This window comes from Candidatus Nitrospira nitrosa, assembly GCF_001458735.1.
Classification (GTDB): Bacteria; Nitrospirota; Nitrospiria; order Nitrospirales; family Nitrospiraceae; genus Nitrospira_D; species Nitrospira_D nitrosa.
Window position 1 is genome coordinate 271,585 of record NZ_CZQA01000001.1, and the last position, 13,477, is coordinate 285,061.

Genomic DNA, 13,477 nt, shown 5'->3' on the forward strand with positions numbered 1-13,477 from the left:
GGATAGACCTAACGGTTTGTGGAATTCAGCGAGGCACGTCCACCCCGGTTAAGGAGAGACCCCAAATGTCTCTTTCAGCTGTTCAAGAAACCCACCTCCATGCACTTCGCAGTAGACGGTCGGCTCCGTCCCCACGATAAAGAACTCCGTTCTCTGTTCGGGACATTGTGCCGTCGCGAGCTGGCCGGTTCGCGGATCGATCCGACGCTCCACAATCCCGGGAGGCGGCTCAAAGTCGCCGTGCTGTCGTGGAATCAGTCGCACGGCCAATTCACTCCAAATCGGAAGAGCAGCTTGTGCACCGGTCAGTTTAATCGGACGCTCGTCGTCGAACCCCACCCAGACTCCGATCGCAAGATCAGGTGTATAGCCGATGAACCAGGCATCCCGATAGCCATCCGTCGTTCCGGTCTTCCCTGCAACAGGCCCCTGCACCCCCATGGCTCTGGCCTTGACGGCCGTCCCATGATCCACCACGCCTTTCAGCAATGAGGTGACCAAAAAGGTGCCTTGGGGGCTGGCGGCTTGGCGCCGATCGACCGTCGGACTCCAGATCGTCTCCCCACCGTCCCTCACGAGGTTGGAAAGGGCCACGGGATGGACGACGACGCCTCCGTTTGCGAGCCCCGTATAGGCCGCCGTAATCTGGAGCAGAGAAACCGCGGAGCTTCCTAAGGCCAAGGACAGATTGTCCGCAAGCGGTGTCGCAATCCCGAATGCCTGGAGCAGGCTCGTAAGCGGCGCAATGCCGGTTCGGTGAGCCGTCCGTACGGCAGGAACGTTCAACGACTGTTCCAGCGCCGTTCGAGCGGAGACCTGCCCTCGATACTGTCGATCGTAATTCTGAGGCGACCATGACCCGGTGCCTGATTCCAACGTCAATGGTTCATCCGCCAATAAGGTCGCGGCCGTTAACCCGGCCTCTCCTTGATCCCGTGCCGCTTCAAAACCGGCCAGATAGACAAACGGTTTAAACAGAGACCCAGCGGATCGACGGGCCTGCACCGCCCGATTAAATTGGCTTGTGCGATAGTCCCGCCCACCGACCATCGCCAGCACATGGCCATGCTTGACATCCAATACGACGACGGCACCTTGAAGCGGCGAGTCTCCATCGACCAGCGACGGATACGTTTTTTCAAGTTTGGCCAACCCCCGTTGTAGAGCCTGCGCGGCAAGTTGCTGCGCTCGAGGATCGAGGGTCGAGTAGACCCGGGCACCCTCAGGAATTTCCTGCCTGATACCTTCTTCGATTTCTCGAAGGAGATGGTCGACAAAATACGGCGCATCTGTGAGCACATCTTGAGCCAGCACGACCTTCACCGGTCGATTCAGCGAACGCTTCAAGGCGTCCTCCGTCAACAGCCCCTCGTCCCGGAGTCGGCGAAGCACCACGTTTCTCCGTTTGGTGGCATTCTCAATGTTCTTGACCGGTGAATAGACGTTCGGCCCTTTCACCAACCCCACGATCAATGCCACCTCTTCGATCGACAGGCTTTCCACGGTCTTGCCGAAATATCGGTGGGCTGCCTCTCCCACACCGTAAATGGAGACCGGCCCCGCCTGGCCGAGGTAAATTTCATTGAGATAACTTTCGAGGATGTCTTCCTTGCGGTACTTGAACTCAAGCGCCACAGCAGCCACGACTTCCCGTATCTTTCGCCCCATCGTGCGCTGCGGGGAGTAAAAGAGGTTCTTCGCAAGCTGCTGGGTCAAAGTACTCCCCCCCTGCACCACGGCGCCGTGCGTCAGGTTGGTCCAGAGCGCACGGCCAACGGCAATAGGATCAACGCCGACATGGGAGAAGAATCGACGATCTTCGACCGCCAGGAGCGCACGAATCAGCGTGGGAGGCACACGGTTCAAGGGAATCCATTCTCGAACCTGTCTGGTTCCGCCGCGCATGCCGCTGATCAACGTCGGCTCAAGCGAAACCAGTGCAGTCGGTTGCCCATCGGATGCCGAGAGCACCTCGGTCACAATCCCGTCCGCCAGCGTCAATCTGACCACACGCGCCGGCAGCCGGCTTTCCTCTTGAGCATGGAGAAAGATGTCGATGGCCTCATTGGTCGCAACATATTCACCGGCCGCCCGTGGACGACCATTGACTCGCCGGTATTCCAAACGATGGAGACGATCAAACAAACCTGCATCCTGAAGATGCAGGCCAGGTGCGAGGGAAAACGGTGCCCCGTAGATCAGGAGCGGAGGATGTTCATCACTCTTCGGCAGCGCCAAACTGCCGGAAAGAAAGACGCCATAGCCTCCTAACAGAGCGAGAGCTCCGCCCAAGAGAAGGAGGATGAGTAGAACAAACCGCTTCGCGAATGAATAGAGCCGAGAACGAGCACGAGATGCCATGCACTCAGCTTACCCTGCAGACTCTGAGAAGTGGAATAGGGCGTTGGAAGAAAAGAGCGACAGTTTGTGAAAAGGCCGTCCATAGCCATTTTGCAGAATCGTCAGACCGGAACCTCAATTGGAGTGACCGGCAGATCTAACACGAAGGTAGCCCCTCGTCCCGGTCCGTCACTACGGGCCTGAAGTGTCCCCCCAAGATTCTTGGCAGCAAGCATCGCACTGTGCAGTCCAATGCCGTGCCCATCGGATCTGGTGGTAAACCCCTGGGTAAAGAGGCGAGAGAGATGGGCTTCCGCGATCCCCACACCGGTATCCATGATCTCAAACCGAACAAAACCGGGACGATCCGTTGCGGCGCCAACCTGGAGCGTCAATCGGTGAGGCTTGTCCGGTAGCGCTTCCATCGCCTTTTGGGCATTGCTGACCAGGTTGACTAATACCTGCAGAACCTGATGCCGGTCACAGAACCCTTCGAGGTCCTTGTCGTACCGCTCCACAATCTCGTAGCCTCGTCGATCAAGCGTCGGACGGTGGATGGCGAGGGCTTGCTCCATCATATTCTGAAAGCGTACCGGCTCCCACATCGCTCGCGCTGATCTGGCCAGGTGGACCTGCCGGTCGACCACCTGGCGGATATGGTCGACATTGCGACTCAATCCGATGAGTTCTGACTCCACCTGAGCGTGATTCTCCGTCACCGATTCGGCCAGCATCGTCAGGTAGGAGGGAATCTGCTTCCCTTGCACATCCTCGGACAAGTAATGCACGAGCTCATGCCGATGTTGTTGCAACAGCGAGGCAAGCACGGCGATGTCGTCGATTGGGACTCGCTTCAAGGCACGCGTGGCAACATCGATGGAAATATTGACGCTATTGAGTACGTTCCCAACATTGTGCAGCACGGTTGATGCCACATCAGCCATCCCTACCGACCGAGAACGTTCAAGTAATTTGCGATTCAACTCCTCCCGTTCCGTCTGAATCCGTTTCCGCTCTTCGACCTCCTGCGTGAGTGCGTCATTCGCCTGTTCCAACTGTTCATTTTGTGCGACCACTTTGGATTGTGATTGCTCAAGCTTGGTAATGGCATCCCGCAGCTGCGCCTTGGCGTCATCCACATCCGTCACGTCGTGACATGAAACGAGGATGCCTCTCACAACGTCCCCTTCCTCGAGAATTGGCATACTGGTCACAGACAGCGTATGGAGTCCGCCCGCTGGGACACGAAACCCGAGCCGAACCCCCTGCTGGAGCATCTTGCATTCGATGGCGCGTTCCCATGGATATGCGGACAGTGTGGAAGATGGCGCGTCAGGGTCCTGCTTCCAGTCAAACCGCGAGAGGGGACGACCCAGGATGGATGATAACGATTGATGAACCAATCGGCAAAATGCCTCATTGGCCAAGATGATAGCCCCTGACCGGTCCACCAGTACCACACTGTCGGTGAGGCTATCGAGCGCGCCTTTCACCCGTGGAGGGATGACCTCTGATGGGTCCACATGTCGGAGTGTCCTCGCCAGGAGGGCGAGAGTACCGATGAACATCAGCACGGCAACCACGGCCACAAACCGAGGCCATGCACCGGTCAGCCAGGTCTCCTCAACAGACCGATGGATTGGTTTGAAGGAGATCTGCAACGTCGCCCAGGGTGAGGAAGCCCGGTGGATAGGAACCTGTATGTGAGTCAAGGTTGACTGTCGCGCCGGCGGTTCAACCCAATACCGATCGTGATCGCCGACGGTAATCAGCCGTTCGCCACCCATTACCTGAATGGCCATGGACTGGATCTCTGATTCATGCGCCACTAACGCCCGCACGGCACTCTCCAGCGCCGACTGTTGGCTGGAAGCAGCAAGGATCGCATACTCGATAGCCAGTGATTCACTAAGGGTCTTTCGCGCCGCAAAGATGTGGGTCCGCTCAGCAGAGTCCAGATCAACCAGTGCCGCTCCTATGGCCAGAGCACCGATCGTGATCCCGACCAGACAGAGGCTGATCACCAGAATAGGTAAAAACCGATTCATAGTCTTCTTGTCGACGGCCGATCAGGCTGTCCGCTTGAGGGGAGGTTTGTCGTCAAGCACGCGGTTCAACCCCTTGAACTCCGCCGCTTCTTGCTGCTGCGCTCGTGCGGTTTCGTCACGCCGATGTTTGCGTTCACTGCGCGTGAGTTTCACCACCGGCAGCGGATCAAAATGCCGCCAGGCCGGCATGGTCGCTAGACAACTGGCCAAGATAGCGCCGCTCCGGAGCGCCCAGGCCACAAAACCGACGGACAGGGTGGTTCCCGTCACCGCCGCCACCCGCGCCATGAGTTCATGGCGCTCTTGTGACACACTCACGGCCTGTTCGAGCGAAACCGTCATCTCATCGAGCTTGGCCATGAGCAGATCGCTCACGGAGGGGATGCGCGCTGGAGGGTCTGGCTCCAATGTAGGCACCGGCTCCACGGGTAGGACGCTGAAGAGCGGACGGCCCTGGTCATCGTTGACAAGAAAGAGAGGGGTCTCTCGCTCATCGGCCGTTGGCTGTTTTGACTCCTCGGGCACCCGCTCTACAGGACGGTTCGGTGGCGGCACCGGCATGAAGGAACCCTGACTGATGGAGCGCACTTCCAGCGGAGGCACGGTGAGTCCGAGTGGACCTGGCACCGGAGCTGGCCCCTTGTTGCCGGGGATGACGGGACCGGCAGGTGGAGACGTTCCGGGCCCTGGCGTTGGCCCTCCGTCTGAAGGCAGTGGGATTGGCGACACCAGTACCGGGGGAACGGTCGGAGCCGGCGGCGGAGAAGGAGGTACACTTTCGGCTACATCCGTCACCGTGACCTGAATGGTTTGGGTGGTACTGGCCCCTTGGCTATCAGTCACCCGGACTTGCACCACATACACGTTGTCGCCATTGGCATCCGTCGCCACCTCGAAATCCGGTGGCGCTGTGAAGCTCAAGTCTCCGGTCGTTGTATTGATGGTGAACAGAACTTGATCGACACCCCCGCTGATGCTGTAGGAGAGGGCCTGCGCCGGAAGATCCACATCCGCTCCGGTCACAATGGTCACGGCACTCACGTTTTCCGCCACATTCAAGGACGCGATGGCACCACCTCCGTCACTGGAGATCGTCGGCGTATCATTGACGGGCGTGATCGTCAACGTCACGGTGGTTGGGCCAAGGGAGCCCCCAGCCCCATCGTTCACCGTGAAGGTGAAACTGTCGCTCGTTGTTTCGGACCCATCATGGATGTAGATCAGCCGATTCGCGGCGATGTCGTCCTGAGTAAAGGTCGTGGCCGAGATGCCCGGAGCAGTAGTCAATTCCAATCGCCCATAAAGAGGCCCGGTGCCAATGGAATAGCTCAATTGCGCCCCGGTTTGCTCGACATCCGTGACCACCAATTCACTGACGTCGATGGTATCGGTCCCACCTTCTGCCACTGTACTACCGGAATTCACCGTCACTACCGGCGGATCGTTCACCGCCGTGACATTGACCGTGACCGTCGCGGTCTCCGTCACCCCGCCGCTCGTGATGGTGTAGGTAAAGCTGTCGCTGCCGGTGAAGTTGGCGGTCGGCGTATAGGTCACCGTCCCGTTCGCCAGGAACGTCACGCTCCCGTTCGCCCCCTGTGTCACGCTCGTCAGCACCGGCGTGCCCTCAAAACTATCCGCCGTCGCCCCGTTCGTCCCCGTCAGCACGTTGGCACTGATCGCCGTATCCTCCGCCGTCGTCAGGCTGTCATTGATGATATCCGCCACCGGCGTCACCGTCACGCTGATCACTTGCGTCGCCGTATTGCCCGCATCATCGGTGATCGTCACGGTGAAACTGTCGGCGCCGTTCCAGTCGGCATTCGGGCTGTAGCTCCACAAGCCGGTGGCCGGATCGATGCTCGCCGTCCCATTGGTCGCCGCCGTCGTCACGCTAAACACCGTGCCGTCGCTCAAGCCCTCCGCATCGGTCGCCGTCAGGGTCCCTGTCACCGTCGTGTCTTCGGGGCCCGTCCCGCTCGTGCCCCCCGTCACTACCGTCGCATCGTTCACCGCCGTGACATTGAAGGTGAGCGTATTGAGTACAGCATCGTACGCGTTGTTGCTGTCCCGCACCGAGAAGGTGAAGCTGGCATACCCTATCCCGTTCGCGTCGGCCGCTGGGGTAAAGACCAGATTGCTGGCGGTAATGTCGGCGACGGTGATGACCTGGCCCGCTGTCACGGCCACCCCAGACAGAGTGAGGCTGCCCGCCCCTGGTAACGTATCGATCCGTACCGCACTCAGGCTGTCTCCCGCATCCACGTCACTGAACCCGAGGTTGGCGGTGGTGAGGATGTGTGACGAGTCTTCGTTGATCGTCACCGTGGCATCGGTGCCCGTAGGCGTCTCATTGACATTGGTCAGATTAATCGTAAACGTCTCGTCGTAGGTCAAACCGCCCGAATCGGTCACCCGCACGGTCACGGCATGGCTCGTCGCCGCTTCATAATTGAGCAGACTGCCGTCTGCCACCGTGATCTCGCCGGTGCTGCTGTTGATCGCAAACCGGCCGCCCGCCGAATCGGTGAAGCTGTAGATCTTGGTATCCCCCGTATCCGGATCCGTCCCCGTCGCCGTCCCCACCACCGTCCCGTTCGCCGCGTTCTCGGCGACCGTATTGGCAGAGAGTGTCAGATCCGTTGGTGCGTCATTGACGCCGGATACCAAGACTGAGACATCGTAGTTGCCACTGGTTCCACCATCGCCGTCAGTCAGGACAAAGCGAATTGTGAAACCGCCTTCAGCCGGAGAATCAGTATTAATGTCTTCATAGGTAATGTTTTTGACTAAGGCAGTCACAGCCGTGGCTGTCGCATTACCATTAAGCGTCACAACAAGATCGGTTCCACCGGCGCCGCCGGTGAAGGTCCCGATGGTCATACCTTCATAACTCACATCAAAACCACTCACACCGATCTGACCCGCCCCGGTCCCTTGATTGCGAATAGTGAGCACATCTTCCGTGGGTTCAGCTCCTACGGGAATACTGACCGTCAACGTCCCCGTATTAAAATTCGCAGAGTCGAGATCGGTCACAAGGGCATTACTCCCTTGGTCGATCACCACCGCCCCGTCGCCCTCGATATACGCCAGGCTATCCCCGGCAAGGTTCGTGATCGTCGGCGCATCATTGACGGCCGTAATCGTGACGGTGGTGCTACCCGTCGCAGTGAGCGCCCCACCGCTTCCCTGGGCCCCTGTGTTCCCATCGTTGAAGGTCCAATTGATTTGGGCGCTGGACGGAGGGGCCTCGCTTGAGTTGCTGTAGGCAATCTGCTGCATGACCGAGTTGACGAGGCTGTTCGTGGCATTACTGTTGAAGGTGAATACCAGCGTGCCGCCGCTGTTGGTATAGGTTCCTATGGTGGTGCCCCCCACCACGACATTCCCGCTGGCCGCAGTAATGGAGCTCAGCGTGCCGCTGCTGGAGAAGACATCTTCGGCATTCGCCCCGCCGTTGCGCGTGAGGGTCAGGGTCGCCCCGTTGAAATTGTTCAGCGCCGAGAGTTCCGCATCAACGATCTGCACATCGCCATCCAGAACGACCGGGGATCCGCCTTCAGTGAAGGTCGGCGTCCCATCCAGGGTGTTGACCGGATCGAGGGTGGTATCCAACGCACCGGTGCTGGTATACCGGGTCAACGCATAGTTGTACTCCCCGAGCGCACCAACCTTCGAGGTGCCTGACACCACAATGTGCCCGTCGCTCTGCACCACCACGCTATAGGCCCGGTCATCACTGGATGCCGTGTAATCCGTCGTGACAATCCCATCGCCGCTGAAGGTCGTATCCAAGGAGCCGTCGGGGTTGAGTCGCACCAGGCCAAAATCGTTTCCGTTGATCCCGGCCGTACCTGTGACGAGAATCTTCCCATCGGCCTGAATCGTGAGCCCCTCAGCGAGATCGTTCCCACCGAGGTTGAGGATCACCTGGCCTCCGGTGCCGAACCCGGTATCCAACGTCCCGTTGGCGTTGTAGCGGGCGATCGCAACATCGTTGGTACCCCCGGTGTCGCTCCATCCTGCCACCACAATCTTTCCATCGGCCTGGACCCGCACTTCGTTGCCCGTATCACTGCTGTTCCCGCCAAAGTCGGTCAACACCTTTCCGGTACCGTTGAAACTCGTATCCAGCGTCCCATCCGTGTTGTACCGAACCAGCGCGAAATCGAAGCTGGTTCCGTTGAACCCAAACCCTGCAAGCACCACCTTCCCATCGGATTGGATGGTGAGGCTGTCCGCACGATCCGTGCTCCCAGCGAGATCGGTACTGACGTACCCCGAGCCACCGCCATAGCTGGTATCGAGCGAGCCGTCGCTATTGAACCGCATCAGGTTGAAATTGTTGTTCGACAGGTCGGCCGCGACCAAGAATTTGCCATCGGTCTGAAGCGCCACATCCTTCGCCGAGCCATAGACTCCAGACGAGGCAATCCCATCGCCGCCACCGAAACTGGTATCCAGCGTCCCGTCGACGTTGAACCGCACCAAACAGACTTGGTAGCCGCCATTGGTCGTGTACCCGGACAAGACGATCTTGCCGTCCGGCTGCAGGACCGCTGTTTCGGCGCGTCCGATGATGCCAGCCAGCGCAATGCCGTCCCCACCCCCGAAGCTGGTATCCAGGGTGCCATCGGCGTTGTAGCGCGTCAGGCTGAAGTCATCGCTGCCGCCGCTGTCACTGTACCCGGCGACGAGGATCTTGCCGTCCGGTTGGAGGATGGTTTCCTTGCCGAACTCCCAGCCCGACCCGAAGCTGGTCGTGGCCTGCCCATCTCCCACGCCAAAGGTCGGCGCGTCGTTGACGCTGCTGACCGTCACGGTCGTGTCGTAGTTGGCGCTGGTGCCGCCGTCGCCGTCGGTCAATACATATCGCACCGTTCTGGCCCCCGTCGTCGGGGCTGCCGTATCCGTGTTCTCGTAGGTGATGTTCTGTACCAGGGCCGTCACGGCCGTGGAGGTGGCATTGCTGTTGAACGTGATCACGAGGTTACTGCCGCTGCTGCCGCCGGTGAACGTCCCGATGGTGGTGCCGCCGTAAGTGATGTTCCAGCCGCTCACGCCGATCTGACCTGCGCTAGTCCCTTGATTGCGGATACTCAGTACATCTTCCACACTATCGCTGCCTGCCGCAAACGACACAGTCAGGGTACCGGTATCGAAGTTGGTACTGTCGACATCGGCCACCAGCGCATTACCGCCCTGCTCGATCACCACCGCCCCGGCGCCTTCGCTATAGCTCAGGCCATCGCCGCTCAAATTCGTGATTGTTGGGGCATCGTTGACCGGCGTAATGGTGACGGTCGTGCTCCCCGTCGCAGAGAGCGCCCCGCCGCTGCCTTGGCTGCCGTTATTGCCGTCACTGAATGTCCAGTCAATCTGTGCGGACGCAGGCGGCGCATCGCTTGAGTTGCTGTAGGCAATCTGCTGCATCGCCGAGTTGACGAGAGTATTCGTAGCACTGGCATTAAACGTAACCTGGAGTGTGCCGCTGCTGTTGGTGTAGGTCCCGATGGTGGTGCCGCTGACGATCAGATTCCCGGACGACAAGCTAAGGGTACCGGTAGCGGAGAAGATATCTTCGGCATCGGCGCCACCGTTGCGCGCGAGGGTTAGGGTCGCCCCGCTGAACGTATTCAGGCCACTCAGCTCGGCATCGAAGACCCGGGCAGTACCGGCCAACACCACAGGTGCTCCCCCCTCGGTGTAAGCTGCCGCTGTTTGCACGGCCACGACTTGCACATGATCGATGACCAAACCTCCGGCATCCCCCGCTAAAGGAGCGACACCCGAAAGCGAGCCCTTCGAGATGATCTGGAGGGTGGACGAAGTTGAGGTCGCCGTGAAGCTGACCGCGTAGTCTTGCCAGGACGTGCCGGTAGTGAACTGGCCGATCTCCACACCGTTGATACTGAGCGCCCCTCGATCCTGCACATTGACATCCATCCTTGTAATCGCGGACAGGCTGACCGCATACGTCTGCCCCACGACGGTCGTGAAAGTTTGCTCGACATAGCTCTCGGTACCGGCCGGCGCATTTACGCATTCTACCTCAAGGAAGCCCGTTCCATCCGGGGGAGCAGGAATTCCATAATCCCATGGGCTGGTCGTCGCTTCCACACCCGAATTCCCGGTCCAACCGGCCCCCCCGCTTTCGAACGAACCGTTCGTAAGTAGATTGGTGGAGTCCAGTGCCAAGACCGGCGCATCGTTGACTGCGCTGACCGTCACAGTCGTGTCGTAGTTCGCACTCGTGCCGCCGTCCCCGTCAGTGAGCACATAGCGGACAGTGCGGGCCCCGGTCGTGGGAGACGCCGCGTCGGTATTTGCATAGGTGATGTTCTTGATCAGCGCCGTGACGGCCGTGGGCGTGGCACTGCTATTGAGGGTAATCACGAGGTTCGTGCCATTGCTGCCACCGGTGAAGGTGCCGATGGTCACGCCGCCGTAGGTGACCGTGCTGCCGCTCACGCCGATCTGACCGACGCCCGTCCCTTGGTCCCTAATGCTGAGCACATCTTCAGTGCTGTCCCCGCCGGATGGAATGGAGATGGTGAGTGTGCCGGTATCGAAATTCGATGAGTCGATATCGGCCACCAGCGCATTGCCGGCTTGCTCGATCACCACCGCCCCGTCGCCTTCGCTATAAGCCAGGCTATCGCCGTTCAGATTCGTGATCGTTGGGGCATCGTTGACCGGCATGACTGTGATCGCGACTGTGTCGGTATCGGTGAGGGATAAATCCGCAGCGAGCGATGCCACTTCGCCGGCCGTCAGGGCACGATCGTACACCCGCGCATCATCGATTTGACCGTTGAAGTCGAACGCTGTTTGGCCATTGCCATGCTTGCCGATAAAACTATTGGCCCCCTGTGTGTACGAAATAGACGCAGCGGCCGTCGCCGTTGCCACGACCGCGCCATCAATGTAGAGTGTGTTCGTATTATTCGTGTCGTCAAAGGTGTAGGCGACATGGTGCCACCCGGTGCCGGCGATGAATTGCCCGGAGGGAAGCTTGACCCAGGTGGAGCCGTTGTAGTACACGCCTGATACCCCATTCCCTACGCTCGGCTCGTCCACCGTGAGCAGCACGCTGTCGCCCAACGAGATTACGTGGGAGCCGAGGCTGTCCGCGGCCGTCAGGTTCACCCAGGCCGCCAGCGTCACGTTGGCCGGATCGCCGAATCTCCCGGCAATCTGCATATAGTCATCGACGCCGTCGAGACTGAGCACTTGTCCGCGTGTTCCGTCCGTCACATAGGTGGCATTTCCCCCCAGCGTGCCGTTCTGCGCCGTGCCTGGAGCCACATCGTTGGCTGTCCCCTCGAAGGTGTAGCGAGCTTGAAGGTTCGCGTCGATGTCGAGCGAGACGAGCGTGCTATCGAGCGTGGCAACTGTTAGAGTCGCGCCGCCGTTGTAGTCAGAGGTTGGAGCATAGGTCAGTCCATTTAATGCTGTATTGATATTGGCCACCGTGCCACGGAAGGTCATCGTCGTGTCAGTGGTCCCGTCGCCGCTGGTAAAAGTCAGGCCCGTGGTGCCTGCGAGTGTGAGGCTGCCGTTGGTCACGGAGACCGTCACCTCAAAATTCGCACCGCTCGAGTCGGGATCCGTAATCGAGATCTGATTACCGTTGCCCGATGAAAACACCAGATTCGTGTCTTCGTTGGTACTCTGCGTACTGGGCAGGGCGTTGAGGGGGGCGTCGTTACTGGTCGCATAAAGCTGCGCGACATCGCCGCTGGTGAGAACGCGGTTGTAGGCTCGCACATCGTCGATGGTACCATTGAAGTAGGTGCTGCCCCCGCTGCGCTGGTCACGCCCGATGTATAACTTGTCTTCGCCCGTCACATCGTCGAAGAAACGGTTCGTCGCCGACGAACCGGTGTTGTACGTTACTCCAGCCTGGACCCCATCAATGTAGAGTTTGTTACCGGATGTGCCATTCGTCACAGTGACGAGGTGCCAGTTGCCATCGTTGATTGAGGCCGTCGTCCTCACATCCAACAGTGCCGTATTGTTCTCGTAGACCGCGAACCCCAAGCGGCCACCGTTGACCCACAACACAGTCCCACTCGCTGAATCCGCGATGTCGTTGCTAGCGAAGATCACGCCTGAGGTGCTCGTCGTTTTCACCCACGCGGAGATGGTGCCCTGGGTGAGACCGGAAAAATCCGTGAGATGTGCCGTGAGATCGACATAATCATTCGTCCCGTCTAGCGACAGCTTCCCCGCGCCGACGATGTTCGTGGACGTGGTGGTGTTGATAGCCGCGCCGTTGGTCAGCGTGCCATCATTGCTATTGCCGCTTGAATCCGTCGCATTCGAATCGAACGTCCATTGGCCGAGGAGCCCGGTCGAGATGTCGAGCAAGCCGACCCAGTCCATCTGCACGTCGTCACGGACGACGAGCTGCGTCTCAATGCTGCCCGTCTGGCTTTCCAAGACCCAGTCGCCGCCCAATCCGGCAAACCCTGTGGCGTCGGTACTGGCCGCCACGTCGGCGCCGGTCAGCTCGCTGAGCAACGTGGCCGCCGCCTGCCCCACGACGCCTTCCGCAAAGTCGCACCCATAGACCATGAAGTCGGCTTGCTCCGATAGTGCCTGTTTGATCGTCGCAAGCTCATCAGCATACTGCCCCGTCATCGACTCCGTCGTTAAGGTGCCCGTGCCGAGTTGCAAGGTTCCGGCATCGCCGTGCGAAATGACATGTATCGCGTCGATGCCGGTGCGACCGGTCAGAGCACTGGCTATCTGTTCGATCCCGTCCTGTCCGCCATCCAGCACGATGACTTCGATAGTCAGATCCATGCCGCTCAGGAGGTCCTGATAGTTCGGTACCGTCGGATCAACGAAGACGACCTCCGTCCGCGATTCGTTCGGCATGAACGTCGAGATGGCCTGGAGCAAGTCCTGACTGTCGATCGACGCTTGCGCCTCACCGCCTGCACTGTCGCCGGCCACCGCCGCATCGGCCTGTTCCTGCGCCACTTGTTCTTGCTTGACTTCCGCTGCCGTAGCTGCGGCGGCGACATCGAACATGAGGCGGGACTCCAGGGAGAGGAGTGACAACTTCGGCTGAGATC

Annotated in this window: 3 protein-coding genes; all 3 read right to left on the bottom strand. The window is 59.6% G+C overall.

The window, feature by feature from the left end:
• Positions 1-48 precede the first annotated feature (48 nt).
• On the bottom strand, positions 49-2,361 hold the full coding sequence (locus COMA1_RS01330; protein ID WP_090742683.1) for a PBP1A family penicillin-binding protein: 2,313 nt from the start codon (positions 2,359-2,361) through the stop codon (positions 49-51).
• A 101-nt stretch (positions 2,362-2,462) separates the two neighbouring features.
• Positions 2,463-4,388 (bottom strand): ATP-binding protein, encoded by a 1,926-nt coding sequence (locus COMA1_RS01335; RefSeq protein ID WP_090742685.1) that lies wholly within the window; start codon positions 4,386-4,388, stop codon positions 2,463-2,465.
• Between the two features lie 21 nt (positions 4,389-4,409).
• Positions 4,410-13,433: a DUF4347 domain-containing protein gene (locus tag COMA1_RS01340; protein WP_176697768.1), complete on the bottom strand. Its 9,024-nt coding sequence runs from the start codon at positions 13,431-13,433 to the stop codon at positions 4,410-4,412.
• Positions 13,434-13,477 lie beyond the last annotated feature (44 nt).

Bases quoted from the DNA above. Each gene is read 5' to 3' on its own strand.
- COMA1_RS01335 (WP_090742685.1), bottom strand. From the start codon at position 4,388: ATGAATCGGTTTTTACCTATTCTGGTGATCAGCCTCTGTCTGGTCGGG.
- COMA1_RS01340 (WP_176697768.1), bottom strand. From the start codon at position 13,433: ATGTTCGATGTCGCCGCCGCAGCTACGGCAGCGGAAGTCAAGCAAGAA.
- COMA1_RS01330 (WP_090742683.1), bottom strand. From the start codon at position 2,361: ATGGCATCTCGTGCTCGTTCTCGGCTCTATTCATTCGCGAAGCGGTTT.